Here is a 16,527-nt window from a genome sequence, read left to right on the forward strand (position 1 = left end):
CCACCGGAGGGTCGACTGGTCCTGAGTATCGGCCCGGGTGGTCCGGATGGGTATGGGTACTTCGGTCCATGGTCGGACTACCCGACTTGGTTAGATGGCGTGCGTGAGCGATGGCGCGTACTTCACCGTTGAGGCCGAACTTCCCAACGGCCGCGGACGCAGCGGTGTCATCAACACCCCGCACGGTGAGATACGCACCCCGGCCTTCGTCGCCGTCGGCACCAAGGCCACGGTCAAGGCGGTGCTGCCGGAGACCATGGCCCAGGTCGGGGCTCAGGCAGTGCTGGCCAACGCTTATCACCTCTATCTGCAGCCGGGTTCGGACATCGTGGCGGAGGCCGGCGGTCTGGGCGCCTTCATGAACTGGCCGGGCCCGACGTTCACCGACAGCGGCGGCTTTCAGATCATGTCGCTGGGGTCGGGCTTCCGTAAAGTCCTGATGGAGGATCCGGGACGGGAGCAGGCCGATGACCTGATCGCCAAGGGCAAGCAACGTCTGGCGCACGTCGACGAGGACGGCGTCACCTTCACCTCCCACATCGACGGCTCGTCGCATCGGTTCACTCCCGAGGTGTCCATCGGGATCCAGCACGAGTTGGGCGCCGACATCATCTTCGCCTTCGACGAACTGACGACGTTGCTCAATACCCGCGGCTACCAGGAGGAGTCGGTGGCCCGCACACAGGCTTGGGCGCAACGCTGCCTCGATGAGCACCGGCGGCTCAGCGCGCTGGAAGCGGGTGTGAAGCCGGCGCAGGCGCTCTTCGGTGTGGTGCAGGGCGCGCATTACGAAGATCTGCGCCGCCAGGCCTGCCGTGGCTTGGAGAGCACCGCCGACGAGAACGGCCGCGGGTTCGACGGCTACGGCATCGGCGGGGCGCTGGAGAAGCAGAACCTGGCCACCATCGTCGGCTGGTGCACCGACGAACTGCCCGACACCAAACCCCGGCACCTGCTCGGGATCAGTGAGCCAGACGATCTGTTCGCCGCGATCGCCGCGGGTGCGGACACCTTCGACTGCGTGTCACCGTCCCGGGTCGCCCGCAATGCGGCGCTCTACTCGCCGGACGGCCGGTTCAACATCACCGGTGCGCGTTACCGCCGAGATTTCACCCCGATCGATCCGGACTGCGACTGCTACACCTGTGCCAACTACACCCGCGCCTACCTCCATCACCTGTTCAAGGCCAAGGAGATCCTGTCGGCGACGTTGTGCACCATCCACAACGAACGCTTCATCATCCGGCTGGTCGACCGCATCCGCGATTCGATCGCCGCCGGTGAGTTCGACGAACTGCGCGACGAGGTCCTGGGCCGCTACTACAGCTGATTCAAGGCGAGGCTGATTCAACGCGCGCGAGGGCGCGGGGAAAAACGAAAAATTGAAGGATCGAAAGCCGCAGCCTCTGTGGTCCTTCGGATAAACCGCCCGAAAGCGGGATCCGCGCCCTCGAGGTGAATGAAACACCGGCAGTTGGTGTCAGCGCAAGTTCTTCATGTTGACCAGCGATACCAGGCCCATCTCGGTGTGAAGTGTCCGCGGTGGAATAAGCCGGAACCCCTTGAGGCCCGGGCGCCCGGTGGCGGCCTGGACGATCTTCCGCGCGATGCGGAAGTCCAGATCTTTGAGCACTCCTCTGTCGGTCGTGGTGTCGAGAAGTGCGGAAAGGCCCGGAACGGCGAACGGGCCCGCGGCGTCGAGCATCACGTTCGCCGTTGAAACCAGGTGCGCCGCACGTTCGGTGACCGGTAGCGACCGCGCCGCCCCCGCCGCCCCGTCGATCCGAGCTGCGAAACGCCCCATGAAGCGGCGCAGCCGATGCGGACCCACCGTGATCGCACCGGCGTGGCTGACGGAAAGTCCGAGACAGTCGATCCGGTTACCACCGCGGTAGGCGGGGTCCTCCATTGATGGCATCCCGGTTGCGCTCAGCGCAGTCCGGCACTCCTTGGCTAGCTTGCGCCTGACCCCGAGGCCACCGAGTACGGAATCAATTCGGGCGTCAGCCTCATGCATCATCGCCAAGTCGGGATGAGCCACCAGGAAGTCGTCGTTGTAGCGGGCGTAGAAAATTCCCTCGATCTCCTGGATCGCCCGGTCCATCGGCAGCACCGCAACGTTTGAGAGGACGGGGACCACCGGGGTTCCCATCGGTACACCGTTGAGTCGGGTGAACTGGGCGCCGTCGGCATCCATGACAACGGGCCGGACCAGCGCGGTGATGAGCCTCCAAGCATTTTCCGACAGGTGACCATTCGGGCTGCCCAGCGCGGCGACCTCTCGGAGGATGGGCCACACCGCGGCATCCGGACCCACCGGCAGACCGTCCCCATAGTGATCGAAATCAGACTGCATGACATACACCGGCGGGCCGGTGTTACCGACTCTTCTTCGATGCTCGCGCACGAAGGCGGCGAGCGCCCGCATCGCGGTGGCGTTGGTCAAGCCGGGGAGATAGGAGTACACGCCCGGAAGGCCGTAACTCCGTGCGTTGTGGGTGAGGAGTTTGTAGAGAGCTGAACCGACGATGTGGTCGGTGAATCCCGGCATGTGGGCGGCGCGGACCTTGCCCTTGCTCTCCAGGAACCAGAGATCGACTGGCTTGGGCTGATAATCGCCTGCGGCAACGGTGTGCGCGATGGCACGCGCCAGGGTCTTCCGCTTGGTAGCGGTGTCGAAAAAAGTTACACCGCAGTCGGTTTCGGTCTCGGTAAAGGCCTGACCCCGCTGCTGTTTTTTGGTGAAGATTCCGAGGATGACCTCCTCATAGGTCTGGGGATCCTGCAGGCACGTATCGATGTCGACGGGTTCAACCATGGCGCGTGGCCCCTCCCCGAGCGGAGCTCTCCGCCTCGAGGGTTCCGGCATCGAGATTCCAGGCCCGTATGGAGTCACGCCAAGTTCGCAGTTGGTCCGGTTCGGGCTGGGCCGGTAGGACGAAGAGAATCCGCAGGGTTCCTCTCCAGTACATCGGGGTCAGCCAGCGGTTCGGCGCCAGGACCATGTCGCCGCCGTCATCGATACCCGCCAGCACCATCGGTAACGCGCCGGCCAGAACCTCGGGGTCGAGTCCGCGCATCGCGGTGGCACCGTCGAGGTTCTCGGTGTTGAAGACGATCCCGTCGGAGAACAGCCTGCGGAACTCCCCGGTCAGAGCGGCCAGATCGCGCGGTTGTCCCGTCATTGCGCCACTCGGGGAAAACCAACTCCTGCTTGCGAGGGTGTGAAGTGCCGCGCGGCCGTTGGGGCCGGCCTCTGGCATGCACCAGCCGCGACTGGCAGCACCGCCTGTCATGGCTTGTACTGCCAGATGGACCCGGCTACCGGAGTCACCCCGTGAGCGCTCGTAGTAGACAAGCTTCGTAGCCGATCCGTAGGCGAAATAACCATTGCCCGCAAGTGTTTCCCGTATCGCCATGACCGCTGCCGACTTTTGCCTCGGGGTGATCGCCGCCCCGATGGTGACTGTTCCGGCCACGACCGGACCGGGTTCGCCGGCCAATGACCGCATCCAATCCCGAAGCGGTATCAGCGTGGGCAGTGCCGGATCCCGGCGGTCCCGGAGGTGCTGAACATTGATCAGCACCAGAAGCTGGATGATCATCGCGGCAGTGATCTGGATGAGATCACCTGCGGGGTTGGGATTCAGCCAGACCAGCCAGAGCAGCACGGCGAGTAGCAGGAAGGTCATGATGTGGGTGCGGAAGTGCCCTTCGGCGAACAGCCGAATCTGATAGACCCCGATCAGGCTGCGCACCAGGAACATCGGGATGAGCGCCACTAGGAATCCGATGGGAACGTCGTGCATGACAAACAGACCCAGGGCGGCGGCCAGGGCCCAGAAGTAGAGCGCCACCAATGGTGCCGCCCACAGGATTTTCCGGAAGAACAACAGTTGCAGATCACGGATTGCCGGCATGGTGCGTAGCCGGACGAGATCGAAATAGAAGATCGCCGCACTCTCGTAGGTACCCCGAAACAGCGGCAGGATCAGATAGAAGAACTGGAACGCGTCGATCCGTTGCCAACTCGTCAGTCCAGCGGTGAGGTCGAAGGTCCGCGTATTCGTCCCGTAGAACCCGACCAGGGCCAGCACCAGGATGGCGTCGAGGCGCAGGCTGAACCCCGAGAAGGTCGTCTGAATTCCCAACCGGAGCGGGATCGACGGAAGCTGACGCCAGAAACGAAGGTCACCGGGCCACCAGTTCGGATGCAGATCCATCAGCCGATACACCTCGAAGCAGAAGTGCAAGGTGATCCAGATGGCGAGCGCATTGCAGGCGATGATCGCGATGATGATGGCCGCGGTCGGATAGAAGAAGAAACCGGCCCCCAAGATCAGCAATTGCACAACGGTCGGAAGGAACATCGACCAGGCCGGTTTATAGACGCGCCGGGTCGCGTAGATGCCGGAGTGCAGCACGCGAACGGGTAGGTCGATCGCAAACTCGACGACGACGAGGAACGCGTAGACACGAGCGATCGGATCGGTGTCGGCCTGATGCAGTACCAGCAGTGCGATCGCGCCGGCCACGGTGGTGATGACCGCCAAGAGTGTTGCGAGCACCAGCCAGCGGCCGATCTCGTTCTCGGAGGCATCCCGTTGGCCGGACCGCGCGAATATCCTCAACCGTTCGCGCATGACCTCCAACAGGCCCCACCAGCCACCGGCGACGAACAGGCTGCCGGCCCGGAGCATCATCACGGTGAAGGCCGCCACTCCGCCCAGGCTGGAGAGCAGGATGAAGAACTCCGCGACGTGTACCGCGAATCGCACGGTGGCCACCAGTAACGGGTAGCGCAGCCGATAGCTCAGGTAGTGCACAACCCGGCCGGTCAGCAGGCTCGGGTAGAGCGCGACGGGCGGTCTACTCCTGCGAGCCGTGCGTTCGAACCAGCGATCAATGTCGTTCACTGGTGGTATCTCCGAGTCATCAACGGTCCTGTTCGATCAACCGTATGCCGCGGCGCGGCACGGCGAGTGCTGAAACCGCTAGCCAGCCGGAGCGCCGCGCTGTTGAATGGCGAATCATGAAGCGGGGCGACGCGACGGTGATCGCGATAACGGCCGGCCTGACGGTGGTGGTGGTCAGTGCTGTCGCCTTCAGCCTGCTCGTCCTCGATCGCAACCCTCGGCCTACCGAGGCGGCCGCAAACAGTAGTTCGAGCCTGCTCGTGGTGACCTGGGGCCCCAGCCTGTGCAGGGTTGAGCCCTCCAACTCGGGGTGCAGGTCCGGGCACGTCGGCAGTTTGGGGCAGACCTTCGTGCTGCACGGGCTGTGGCCGCAGCCATCCACGGAACAGTATTGCGATGTGCCGAAGGGAACTCCAGATCGGGACCGCACCCCCGTCTCATTACCGTCGGATCTCCAGGCGAGTCTGAAGACGATGATGTCGGACTCCGCGCTCATGACGACCCATGAGTGGTACGCGCACGGAACGTGCTCCGGAGTGGCGCCCCCGGACTATTTCGGTGTCGCCGCAGCGCTGGCCGATCAGGCCAGCCGGGTGCTTGACCCGATGTTCCAGAAGGCCGCCGGTAGGTGGTTGTCGGCGCGGTCGGTGCGCGAGGCCGTCGATACACAGTTCGGTGCGGGCACCGGGAAGCGCGTCGGGCTCAGCTGCCGCGATGCGTCGGGAGCGGGCAGCATCGTCTACGAAGTTCGGTTCTCACTCCCGCCGATCACCCAACTTCACCGCGACGCGCCCTCGCTGGCCGAGGCGCTCACCAGAGGGCCGACCGTTGCCCCGGGGTGCGGACAAGCCGGCGTTCCCTGACTGCGGGCACACTGAACCCATGACCGCTGACCCACAGGCAGGGCTGCTGCAACTGCTCGACCCGGCCAATCGCGCCGACCCCTACCCGATCTTCCGGGACTTGCGCGAGGCCGGGCCGCTGCAACTGCCTGACGCGAACCTGTGCGTGTTCGCCGGCTTCGCCGATTGTGACGAGGTGTTGCGTCACCCCTCCTCATGCAGCGACAGGCTCAAGTCGACTGCCGCGCAGCAGGCCGTTGCGGCCGGTGCGCAGGCACGGCCCTTCGGCACGCCGGGGTTTCTGTTCCTCGATCCGCCCGATCACACCAGGCTGCGCAAACTGGTCAGTAAGGCGTTCTCGCCCAAGGTGGTCCGGGGGCTGGAGTCCGACATCGTCGGGCTGGTCGATGGACTCCTGGACAAGGTGGCCGACTCCGGCCGCTTCGAGGTGATCGGCGACCTGGCCCATCCGTTGCCGGTCGCGGTGATCTGCCGGCTGCTCGGTGTTCCGGCCGAGGACGAACCGAAGTTCAGCTGGGCCTCGGAGTTACTGGCCCAGGGGCTGGACCCGTTCATCGCCTTCACCGGCCAGCCCCAGGGCTTCGAGGAGCGGTTGGAGGCAGGTCTCTGGCTGCGGGGCTATCTCCGAGAGCTGTTGGAGCACAGGCGATCGGATCCGGGCGAGGACCTGATGTCCGCACTGATCGCCGTGGAAGAGTCCGGCGACCAGCTCACCGAGGACGAGATCGTGGCCACCTGCAACCTCTTGCTGATCGCGGGTCACGAGACGACGGTGAACCTCATCGCCAATGCACACCTGGCGATGCTGCGCCGCCCGCACTACTGGGCCGCTCTTGCCGAAGACCCCACCCGGGTGTCCGGCATCGTCGAGGAGACGCTGCGCTTCGACCCACCCGTGCAACTGGTGGGCAGGGTCGCCGGCGATGACATGATCATCGGCGCGCATCAGACCCGAATTCCCAAGGGCGACACGATCATGCTGCTGCTGGCCGCTGCCCACCGGGATCCTGCGGTCGTCGAGCGGCCTGATGACTTCGACCCGGACCGGCCGGCGATCCGACACCTGGCCTTCGGGCTGGGCCCGCACTTCTGCCTGGGCGCGCCGCTGGCCCGGATGGAAGCCGCTGTGGCGCTGTCGGCGGTCACCAGGAGATTCCCGCAGGCGCGGATGTCGGCGGAGCCCGCCTACAAACCGCACGTGACGTTGCGAGGCCTGGCCAGTCTTGACGTGGCGCTCTAGCCACCCGCCCGGAAGACCCACGGATCGCGCGGCAGCCGCGCGGGATCAAACCGCTGCAGGAGATCCGCGGTGTCGGCGGCCGGTGTACCGAGTGAGTCGGTGATGAGGGCGAAGGCCCGCTCGACGCCCAATTCGGCCAGGGTCACCGCGCCGTCACGTTTCGCCAGCCGCTTGCCCTGCTCGTTGAGCGCCAGCGGGACGTGCGCGTAGACCGGTTGCTCGTAGCCCAGCAGCCCGGCGAGGTACGCCTGCCGCGGGGAGGAGGGCAGCAGATCGTCACCCCGCACCACCTGATCCACTCCTGAGTGGGCGTCGTCGATCACGACGGCGAGGTTGTAGGCGGCAACCCCGTCGCCGCGGCGCAGCACGAAGTCGTCGACCACCCCGGTGTAGTCGCCGTGCAGCAGATCGGTCACGGTGAACTGATCCACGCCGGCACGCAAGCGCAACGCGGGTGGGCGGCCCTCGGCCCGTCGTTCAGCGCGTTGGTCGTCGGTCAGGTGACGACAGGTGCCGGGGTAGGCGCCCTCGGGGGCATGCGGTGCACGTGGCGCGCTCAGGATGTCCTTGCGGGTGCAGAAGCACTCGTAGACCAATCCACGCTCGGCCAACTCGTCGACCACCGCGTCATAACGGTCGCGGTGGGCTGACTGCCACTGCGGTTCCTCATCCCAGGTCACCCCGATCTCGGCGAGATCTGCCAGTTGGTGTCGGGCGATGTCGTCGTGGGCGCGGTCATCGAGGTCCTCGATGCGGATCAGAAAACGTCGGCCGGTGCCGCGAGCGAAGAGCCAGGCCAGGACCGCGGTGCGCAGATTACCGATGTGCAGGTCCGCTGAGGGGCTGGGGGCAAAGCGCCCGGTGCCGACCAGTTCGCTGCTCACAGGGAGCAATCTATCGACATCCCCGGATCAGCTCTGACGAATCGGAACACCACCGAGGCGGTCACGAACCGGGTTCAGAGATTGTCAGCGCCGCAGCACCAACCAGTCACGTTGCCGAGCAAGGAATTCCGCATCCACGGCGGCGCCGTGGCCGGGCACGTAGCGGGCGTCAGGGCCGCCGAGTTCGAGAAGCCGCTCGATGCTGGCCGGCCAGGAATCGAGGTGTGAGCCCGCGTCGATGGCGGGGTCGGCTGACTCCTCGATCAGGTCGCCGCAGAAGACGACTGGCCGGTCGCCGGGTTCGGCTGCGGGCACCAGCACGATCAGATCATGGTCGGTGTGCCCGCGTCCGGGATGGTCGACGGTCACCACCCGGCCCCCGAGCTCGATGCGGGCATGCGTGACGACATGGTCGGGGACCCGCAGGAGCCCGATCGCCGCATCGACGTCGTCTGCGGTGGCGCCGTGTCGCACTGCCTCGCCGCGTAACCAAGCGGTGTCTTCCGCCAGGACCCGCGCCACCGGCTCGGCCGCGTACAGGACGGCGCCGGGGAATCCCGCTGAGCCCAGGACGTGATCGAAGTGGTGGTGGGTCATCACGATGTCGGTGACGGTGCGGCCGGTGAGTTCCAGCGCGTCGATACAGATACCGGCCGCCTCCGCGAGTGTTGTGCCGCAGTCGATCAGTAGAACCCGGCTGTGGCCGGCGACCAGGCCCACAGTGACGTCGAGGAATGGCAACCGGCAGCGGTGAACGCCGGTGGCCAGCAGTTCCCAGTCGTACCGCACCGCTCGACGATACCCACACCAAGCCTCCGGCCGAGCTCCTACTACCTGCGCCGGCGCAGGCCGGGGACGATCGCGTCGAGGCTGACGGTGGCGGGCACATCAAGCTGATCCAATGTGCACGACTGCGGGTCGCGGTCAGGACGCCAGCGGTTGAATTGCGCTGTGTGACGGAAACGTTCGCCCGCCATATGGTCATAGCGGACTTCGACGACACGCTCCGGTCGTAGTGGCACGAACGACAGATCTTTGCCCGCGTTCCAGCGAGAGACCTCGGCGGTGTTGGCGTCCGCGCGCTGCCAGGGGTGTCCGGCGGCGAACGTCGTCACCAGCGGTTGCAGCTCCTCGAAAAGAAGGCGGCGCTGCGTCATCGGGAAGGCGCCGATCACGCCGACCGGCGCGAGCGTGCCGTCGGTGCGGTAGAGGCCGAGTAACAGTGAACCGATCGCGTCCTCGCCGGATTTGTGAACGCGGTACCCGGCGACGACGCAGTCAGCGGTCCGCTGGTGCTTGATCTTGAACATGGTTCGCTTATCCGGCTGGTAGCCGATCGAGAGCGGTTTGGCGATCACACCGTCAAAGCCCGCACCCTCCAGTTCGTCGAACCACCGCTGTGCGGTCACAAGATCGGTAGTCGCCGGGGTGACATGGAATATCGGCCCGGAACCAGCGAGGGCCTCGAGCAGCGCAGCACGACGCACCTCGAACGGTTCGGTACGAAAGTCCCGATCGCCGAGCGCGAGTAGGTCGAAAGCGACGAAGGAGGCGGGAGTCTCCTCCGCGAGCATCCTCACCCGCGAGGCTGCCGGGTGCACCCGCTGCTGCAGTGCGTCGAAGTCCAAACCGGTGTCGGTGGCGATGACGATCTCGCCGTCGAGGACGCACCGCTGCGGCACTTCAGCCCGTGCCGCCGCCACCAACTCGGGGAAGTACCGGGTCAGCGGGCGTTCGTTGCGGCTGCCGAACTCGACCTCCTCGCCGTCGCGGAAACAGATCGATCGGAAGCCGTCCCATTTCGGTTCGTAGGACCCTCCCGGCGGGATCGCCGGGACCGACTTCGCCAGCATCGGCGACACCGGGGGCATCACGGGCAATTCCACCGGTTCATTGTGCCTGCTCATTCCCACGCACTGCGCGTAGTTTTGAAGTGTGATCGGACAGCATTCTCGAGCGGGGCGGTTGTGAGCGGGGCTGCCGAGGAGATCGACGTCGAAGGCGTTGCGGTCCGAATCACCAACCGGGACAAGGTGTTCTTTCCGCAACTCGGCGCCGACGGCACCAAGGGCACGCTCATCGACTACTACCGTTCGGTGGCGTGCGGCGCTGACGGACAGGGGCCGTTGCTTGCTGCCTTACGCAACCGACCCACCCACCTGCAGCGCTTTCCCGACGGTATCGACGGCGAGCAGATCTTCCAGAAGCGGGTCCCCGAGAAACATCCCGACTACCTCCAGACCTGCCGGGTGACTTTCCCCTCCGGTCGCACCGCCGATGCATTGATGCCCACCCATCCGTCGGCGATCGTCTGGGCCGCGCAGATGGGCACGATCACACTCCATCCCTGGCAGGTTCGCTGTCCCGATACCGACCACCCCGATGAACTGCGGATCGACCTGGACCCGCAGCCGGGTACGGGTTTCGCCGAGGCCCGTGCCGTAGCCGTCGACATACTGAAGCCGTTACTTGATGAGCTCGGTCTTGTGGGCTACCCGAAGACCTCCGGTGGCCGTGGTGTGCACGTGTTCCTGCATATCGTCACCGATTGGGACTTCGTCGCCGTCCGACGGGCCGGCATCGCACTGGCCCGTGAGATGGAGCGCCGCGCGCCGGAATCGGTGACGACGTCATGGTGGAAGGAGGAGCGCGGCGCGCGAATCTTCATCGATTACAACCAGAACGCCCGCGATCGGACCTTCGCAGCGGCCTACGCGGTACGGCCCACGCCGATCGCCACGGTGTCGACACCGTTGACATGGCAGGAACTGGCCGCGGCCGAAACACCCGATGACTACACGATGGCGACGGTGCCGGGCTTGCTCGCCGAGCGCGGTGACCCGATGGCCCAGATGGACGCGATAGCCCAATCGATCGCACCACTGTTGGTGATGGCGGATGAGGATTCCGACCGCGGTCTCGGCGATCTGCCCTATCCGCCGAACTATCCGAAGATGCCGGGCGAGCCCAAGCGGGTGCAGCCGAGCCGGGACAAGGATTTGAAGAGGGGCGTCAGCGCTGACTGACGGAAGTTATCGGCGACCGACCCCGACCGGACCGACCGGACCCAGGATCGGATCGACACCGACCGGGCCGACGACTCCGCCGACACCGACCGGACCGACGGGCCCCAGCACTGGATCGACACCGACCGGGCCGACGACTCCGCCGACACCGACCGGCCCGACCGGGCCCAGGACCGGATCGACGTAGGGCACGCAGTTGAATGCGACCGGGTCCCACACCCAACCAACTTCGCAGTCGGCGAGATTGACCGGATTGCCCGACGGTGAGGCCAATACCGCGAGCGGGATCGCGCCCGACACAAGGGCGAACCCGGCGACCGCCACTGCGCGGCGCACCCAGCGGTGCCGAACCTGGGAATCGTCGATGACCGACATTGCTGCCCACCTTCTGTATGCCCCGGACCGGTGACCGGAATCGTTGGAAGAACGGCGAACGTAGCACGTGGTCCGGCCGGCCGTCGACCGCGCGTTCAGGATTTTTCACATCTTCGTCAGTTGACCCGAATAACGCCTGGATACCAGCTCATGGGGCATAGTTGAGGGTTAGCGGGCCCGACCCGCTCACAGGAATCTGTGGTAGACATTCAGGAAACATTCAGGCAGGAAAAAAGGGGTCAGCCATGTCGCACGCAGCGCGCAAGCATCATCGTTTGCGTCCCTATGCGTGGCTGGGCGCCGGCGCGGTCACTCTCGGAATGGGCGCCGCGATGGTCGGCGGCGCCGCGATCGCCTCGGCTGATCCCGGCGCCGAGGCCGACAGCACCTCGGCAGCCTCCACCAGTGCGCCCGCCAATTCGACCGCGACATCGACCCGTCGGGCACCCCGGAGCACGCGCAGCGGAGCGACCGCCACTTCAGCCAGTGCCGCTGCGGCTCGGCCCGAACGCGCCGCACGTGCGGCGGTACTCAGCCCAGGGCCCACCCCGGTGCCCACCCAGGTGATCCCCGACATCGCCGCGACGGCTCCGACGGCCACCGCCGGTTCTGCGCCGACCGCTGCAGCTGCGGTCGCGCCGAGATCTCGGGGCGCTCATCGCGCCGCCGCCACCACCGCGCCTGCCGACCCCGGGGCGGTCACACCTACTCCCGCCGCCACGCCTGCCGCGGCAGTGGAGCCCACCGATCCGCCGTTCATCCCGAACAACATCGTCCCCGGGCAACACGTCACTCTGGCACTTGCTGAGATCGCAGCCGGCCAGGCGTCGCTGAATCAAGCAACCTGGGGGGCCGGCGACCTCGCGGCGGGCATCGCGGCGATCGTCCCGCAGCTGTTCATGGCGGAAGCTTCCCTGTCGCTGACGCTGTGGCAGAACAACATGCCCGGCGCCCAGCAGTTGGTGGCCGCCACGGTCGGCGTCCCGATCATTCACCAGCTGACCGAGATCAACCTGTTCATGACGGCCACCTTGCCGACATTCGCCCAGTTCGGCCTCGGCGGCGCAGCGCTGTTCCTCCCGCTGGTGAGCCTCTTCGGTGCGGCGACCGCGCCGACTGAGGAGTTCATCAGCCAGGCCCGCAGTAACGGCCTGGTCTACGCCGTTGTCCCGGTGCAGATGAAGTACGTCACCGAGCCGATCGTCGGGGCCTCAATCGCAGGTGGTCCCGCGGTGCCACTGCTGGTCGACACCGGCTCATCAGGTCTGGTCACCACCCTTGATCGGCTGGGAACCGACTACGTGGCAACCGATCAGACAGGCACCATCACCTACAGCGGCGCCAGCTCGACGCCGTTCAACTATCGGGTCTACCAGACCACCGTCGACTTCGGCAGTGGCGCCGTCGCCGACACCGCCTACGTTGATGTCATCGAGGACACCCCCGCGCAGGAGGCCGCGTTCAAGGAGTTCGTGGCGTCCACCGGATCGGTCGGAATCCTGGGCACCGGCGCCGCCGCGGTCGGTCCCGGACCGGGGTACATACCGACAGCGCAGTTGCCCGGTGAGCTCAGTGACGGATATCTGCTCAACCAGAGTCTGTTCGGCTTCGGCCTATTCGGTGTGATGATCTTCGGACCCAACCCGTTCCCCGCCCGGGTCAGCGTTCCCGGCTCCCCCTACGGACAGCTTCAGGTTCAGATCGGCAGCAACCCACCGCAGTCCGTCACCGACGCCATCATCGACTCCGGCGGCGTCTACGGAACGTTGCCTGCCTCGCTGTTCACTGATCCGGTGATCTATTCGACGGTCCCGGCGGGCACCAAGATCTCGGTGTACACCGAGGACGGTCAGACCCTGCTGTACTCCTACATCACCACCGCTGCCAGCGGTCCGACGATCGTGCCGGATGACCCGCTGGGAATGGACGTCAACACCGGCAATATCCCGTTCGGCCAGCAATTGATTTACACCGACTACAGCTCCGCGACGTACCCGAACGGGGCGACGGTTTTCAGTTACGCCTGACTCCGGAATTGCCTGAGGGAAATCTGACATTAGCCTTTGCCTAGCAGGCGAAGGAGGCTACTCTCCGCAAAGGTCCACTGTTGCTGGAGGGAAATTTCATGGGTGCTTCGCAGTTCGTCGGTCGAGTCGGTGGTTTGGCGGTAGCACTCGGAGTGGGTGTCGCCGTCTTCAATGGCGTGGGGGTCGCCTGGGCCGATTCGGGTTCGGCAGATTCCGGTTCACGCGGCGCGAGCGCTGCCCACTCGGACTCCTCCAATGCGGGTCCGACCCGCGCTCGACGCGGCGGCGCGGCCACCGCTGCTGCCAGCAGGAGCGTCAAGAACAGCGGTGCGCCCGCGATCTCCGCGGTGGCCGTCGACGTCACCCCGGCTCCCGCCGGCGGTGCAGGCACCGGCTCGTTGCCCGGCGGCGATTCGCTGGCGTTGACGGCGTTGGCGGTGGCACGACGTCAGCCGAGCGCGGCTGTCACCGCGTCGAGCACCGCACAAGCGACCAGCAGTACGGCCATCACGGTCACCTCCGGTGTCACCCTCGTCGACGGTATCTTCAATGGCGCGATCACCGCCACCAGCACCACCGGCAATCCCCTGACCTACGCCGTCGTCGGCAACAGCTGCGGCACCAACTGCGGCGTTGGCAGCAGCGGGGGCAAGATCACCGCGACCGGAACGGCTGGCAGCGCGAGGACCTATGCGATCCTCCCGTACGCCAATTGGCTCGACGGCGCGGCCAAGGGTTCCCAGACCTTCCAGGTGCGGGTCACCGAGACCACCCAGTTCGACGCGATCGTCACCAGCATCCCGCTGATCGGCACGCTCGCCGCGCCGATCATCGGTCTGCTGCAGAAGACCCCGTACCTGGGTGATCTGCTCGCGCCCATCATCGGTGCGTCGGTCCTCGTGGACCTGACCGCCGATGTCGCGACGGACGCTCCGGGTGACACCCCGGTCGGCTTCACCTACAAGGTCGCCTCGTTCGACGGTGTCGAGATCAGCACGAACTTCTTCCCGGCCGCCGGGCTGGCCGCCGGCCAGACCGCCAACACCGTTCTGAACGGCCCCGGCCTGGGCGCGGCGGGTAGCACCAACCCATATGAGACCAACAGCGCAGCCGGCTCAAGCCCCGGAATCGTGCTGCTGCGCAATTCCCAGCAAGCCGGTGACGTCGCCTACAACGTCATCACCTGGGATCCGCGTGGTGAGTTCCAGTCCGGTGGCATCCTGCAACTGGACAACCCGATGTATGAGGGTCGCGATGTCTCGGCGGTCATCGACTGGGCGTCCACCGACACCCCGGCCAATCTCAACGGACCCAATGATCCGGTGGTCGGCATGGTCGGCGGCTCCTACGGCGGCGGCATTCAGCTGGCCACCGTCGACCCGCGTCTGGACGCCCTGGTTCCTGCGATCAACTGGAACTCCCTCAACGAGTCGCTCTACCCGGACGACATCTTCAAGACCGCGTGGGCCGCCACCCTGGGCCTGTCGCTGCTGACCACCGGAGCACGTGTCAACGGCGAGATCTATCCCGCACTGCTCTCCGGCATCCTCGTCGGTGCCATCCGCGAGACCGCGCAGGCGGTGCTCGGCAGCAGCGGCCCGGCCGCCCTGCTCACCCAGTTGCAGGCGCCGACACTGCTTCAGCAGGGCACCGTCGACGCACTGTTCCCGCTGGTGCAGTCCATCGAGAACGCACAGGACATCCTGGCCAACCCGTACGGCACTCCGGTCAAGATGATCTGGTTCTGCGGCGGGCATGGCGTCTGCCTGGATCAGACCCAGGAGCAACTCGTGGCGCAGGCGACGACGATGTTCGCCTACGACAAGGCGTGGCTGAACAAGTACGTCAGCGGTGTGCCGATCCCGGATGCGTTCACCCCGAACTTCCAGTGGTGGGATCAGACCGGAACGCGCTACACCTCGGACCTGTATCCGTTCTCCGACGGGTTCAACACCAGCACCCCGCTGACGGTCAACAGTGACGGCGGCACGCTCGGCATCCTGCCGTTCGCCATCGGTGGTTCGGGACCGAACTCCACGTTCTCCTTCCCGCTGAACGCGGTGTTCGCGACTCCGGCCGGCAACGCGATCAACGTCCCGATCACGCCCACCGCCGGCCAGCAGGTCGTCGGTGCGCCGACGGTGAGCTTCACCTACAGCGGCATCGGCACCGCCAAGGCGGTTTACGGGCAGATCATCGACAATGCAACCGGCCGGGTGCTGGGCAACATCGTGACGCAGATTCCGGTCACGTTGGACGGCCAGACGCGCACGGTCTCGGTGCCGATCGCTGACATCGCCTACACCGCGGGTAGCTCGCCGTCGCTGACCTTGCAGATCACCAGTTCGGCAACGCTGTACTGGAACTCATCGTGGGGCGTCGCCAACATCTCAGACGTCACGGTGAGCCTGCCCGTGAAGGCCTAACGCGAAGGTCGCCTACGTCGCCGCCGAGCGGCGAAGTGGCTTGCGGCTCTTGCCGGTCGGCCTCTTATTGAGGAGGCCGCCGGTTGGTTCGTCGGATTCCTCAGCGGCATCGGCTTCGGAACCCTCCGGTGTCGCCTCAGTGGTTTCGGTTTCCGGCTCGGATAGCGGCGACTCGGATTCGGCGCGCTTGCGCTTACCGCGCGGCTTCTTCTCCTTGGCGGGCTTGGGCGGCTTGGGTGCCGCCGCCGGCTGTTCGGCGATGAACGACAGATAGAACGCAAGAACCGCCAATATCGCGATCGCGCCGGCCGCGCCGTAGACGGCGAAGAGCCACGGCCCCGCTGTTTCGAGGTGCACCCATACCTCCGCGACCGCAGTCACCGCGATCAGCACGCCCGCAACCACATGCAGGACACCCGACCACGCACGCAATCGCAGAGCGATCTCAGGTATCGCGTTCTCCGGCTTCAGCGACTGCTGCAGGAAGAGCACCACCGGGATGGCGGCCAGGGCGATCGGCAGTCCGGCGGCGATTCGCCCGACGGTCGCCAGCGTGGTGGGGAACGCACCCAGTAGCACCCACCACCGGGGGATGACGAAGACGAAGTACAGGACAGCGCCGATCAAGGACAGTGCGAGGTGCAGTGCTGTCGCAGGGCGCCGGCCCATGAATCTCCTTGAGATTGAGGTCGGGGGTGCGATCCGAAATCGGATCGCACCCCGGACTGCTGCGGAGGATAGGGGATTTGAACCCCTGAGGGCTATTAACC

13 protein-coding genes are annotated in these 16,527 nt (G+C 65.9%); 6 read left to right on the plus strand and 7 right to left on the minus strand.

Annotation, left to right across the window (positions count from 1 at the left end):
- Positions 1-103: 103 nt before the first annotated feature.
- Positions 104-1,330: a tRNA guanosine(34) transglycosylase Tgt gene (gene tgt / locus ACR2JI_RS14855; RefSeq protein ID WP_526391264.1), complete on the plus strand. Its 1,227-nt coding sequence runs from the start codon at positions 104-106 to the stop codon at positions 1,328-1,330.
- Positions 1,331-1,480: 150 nt separating this feature from the next.
- Here the strand turns inward: tgt and ACR2JI_RS14860 are convergent, their stop codons facing one another.
- Together ACR2JI_RS14860 and ACR2JI_RS14865 are read right to left on the minus strand one after the other, a co-directional pair.
- Positions 1,481-2,818 carry a hypothetical protein gene (locus tag ACR2JI_RS14860; RefSeq protein WP_526391266.1) on the minus strand — a complete coding sequence of 446 codons (1,338 nt, stop codon included), beginning with the start codon at positions 2,816-2,818 and terminating at the stop codon, positions 1,481-1,483.
- Positions 2,811-4,916 (minus strand): hypothetical protein, encoded by a 2,106-nt coding sequence (locus ACR2JI_RS14865; protein ID WP_526391268.1) that lies wholly within the window; start codon positions 4,914-4,916, stop codon positions 2,811-2,813. Before ACR2JI_RS14865 ends, ACR2JI_RS14860 begins: the two co-directional genes overlap by 8 nt.
- 116 nt (positions 4,917-5,032) lie before the next feature.
- On the opposite strand from ACR2JI_RS14865, the gene ACR2JI_RS14870 reads away from it, so the two are divergent.
- Positions 5,033-5,779: a ribonuclease T2 family protein gene (locus tag ACR2JI_RS14870; RefSeq protein WP_526391270.1), complete on the plus strand. Its 747-nt coding sequence runs from the start codon at positions 5,033-5,035 to the stop codon at positions 5,777-5,779.
- 19 nt (positions 5,780-5,798) lie between these two features.
- Positions 5,799-7,019, plus strand: coding sequence for a cytochrome P450 (locus ACR2JI_RS14875; protein WP_526391272.1), 1,221 nt, complete (start codon positions 5,799-5,801; stop codon positions 7,017-7,019).
- Here ACR2JI_RS14875 and gluQRS read toward each other — a convergent pair.
- From gluQRS to ACR2JI_RS14890, 3 genes are all read right to left on the minus strand, one after another.
- The gene (gene gluQRS, locus ACR2JI_RS14880) at positions 7,016-7,903 is read right to left on the minus strand and encodes a tRNA glutamyl-Q(34) synthetase GluQRS (RefSeq protein WP_526391274.1); all 888 of its coding nucleotides are present in this window, start codon (positions 7,901-7,903) and stop codon (positions 7,016-7,018) included. The genes ACR2JI_RS14875 and gluQRS overlap by 4 nt on opposite strands.
- A gap of 84 nt (positions 7,904-7,987) precedes the next feature.
- A complete protein-coding gene (locus ACR2JI_RS14885) occupies positions 7,988-8,692 on the minus strand; it encodes an MBL fold metallo-hydrolase (RefSeq protein WP_526391276.1) in 705 nt (234 codons plus the stop codon).
- Between the two features lie 41 nt (positions 8,693-8,733).
- The gene (locus tag ACR2JI_RS14890; RefSeq protein WP_526391278.1) at positions 8,734-9,789 is read right to left on the minus strand and encodes an ATP-dependent DNA ligase; all 1,056 of its coding nucleotides are present in this window, start codon (positions 9,787-9,789) and stop codon (positions 8,734-8,736) included.
- Between the two features lie 81 nt (positions 9,790-9,870).
- Here ACR2JI_RS14890 and ACR2JI_RS14895 point away from each other — a divergent pair, with 81 nt between their 5' ends.
- Positions 9,871-10,929: a DNA polymerase domain-containing protein gene (locus ACR2JI_RS14895; RefSeq protein ID WP_526391280.1), complete on the plus strand. Its 1,059-nt coding sequence runs from the start codon at positions 9,871-9,873 to the stop codon at positions 10,927-10,929.
- 6 nt (positions 10,930-10,935) lie between these two features.
- Here ACR2JI_RS14895 and ACR2JI_RS14900 read toward each other — a convergent pair whose 3' ends face one another.
- Positions 10,936-11,304 carry a hypothetical protein gene (locus ACR2JI_RS14900; protein ID WP_526391282.1) on the minus strand — a complete coding sequence of 123 codons (369 nt, stop codon included), beginning with the start codon at positions 11,302-11,304 and terminating at the stop codon, positions 10,936-10,938.
- A gap of 245 nt (positions 11,305-11,549) precedes the next feature.
- Here ACR2JI_RS14900 and ACR2JI_RS14905 point away from each other — a divergent pair, with 245 nt between their 5' ends.
- Both ACR2JI_RS14905 and ACR2JI_RS14910 read left to right on the plus strand, forming a co-directional pair.
- A complete protein-coding gene (locus ACR2JI_RS14905; protein ID WP_526391284.1) occupies positions 11,550-13,331 on the plus strand; it encodes a PecA family PE domain-processing aspartic protease in 1,782 nt (593 codons plus the stop codon).
- Positions 13,332-13,429: 98 nt separating this feature from the next.
- Positions 13,430-15,757, plus strand: a complete 2,328-nt coding sequence (locus ACR2JI_RS14910; protein ID WP_526391286.1) for a CocE/NonD family hydrolase — start codon at positions 13,430-13,432, stop codon at positions 15,755-15,757.
- A gap of 12 nt (positions 15,758-15,769) precedes the next feature.
- On the opposite strand, the gene lucA is transcribed toward ACR2JI_RS14910, so the two are convergent.
- On the minus strand, positions 15,770-16,426 hold the full coding sequence (lucA, locus tag ACR2JI_RS14915; protein ID WP_526391288.1) for a lipid uptake coordinator LucA: 657 nt from the start codon (positions 16,424-16,426) through the stop codon (positions 15,770-15,772).
- Positions 16,427-16,527 lie beyond the last annotated feature (101 nt).

It is taken from the genome of Mycobacterium sp. (assembly GCF_051006775.1).
Lineage (GTDB): Bacteria > Actinomycetota > Actinomycetes > Mycobacteriales > Mycobacteriaceae > Mycobacterium.

Coding starts and splice junctions, on each gene's coding strand:
- ACR2JI_RS14860 (WP_526391266.1), bottom strand. CDS start 2,818: ATGGTTGAACCCGTCGACATCGATACGTGCCTGCAGGATCCCCAGACC.
- ACR2JI_RS14870 (WP_526391270.1), top strand. CDS start 5,033: ATGAAGCGGGGCGACGCGACGGTGATCGCGATAACGGCCGGCCTGACG.
- ACR2JI_RS14875 (WP_526391272.1), top strand. CDS start 5,799: ATGACCGCTGACCCACAGGCAGGGCTGCTGCAACTGCTCGACCCGGCC.
- ACR2JI_RS14900 (WP_526391282.1), bottom strand. CDS start 11,304: ATGTCGGTCATCGACGATTCCCAGGTTCGGCACCGCTGGGTGCGCCGC.
- ACR2JI_RS14905 (WP_526391284.1), top strand. CDS start 11,550: ATGTCGCACGCAGCGCGCAAGCATCATCGTTTGCGTCCCTATGCGTGG.
- ACR2JI_RS14910 (WP_526391286.1), top strand. CDS start 13,430: ATGGGTGCTTCGCAGTTCGTCGGTCGAGTCGGTGGTTTGGCGGTAGCA.
- lucA (WP_526391288.1), bottom strand. CDS start 16,426: ATGGGCCGGCGCCCTGCGACAGCACTGCACCTCGCACTGTCCTTGATC.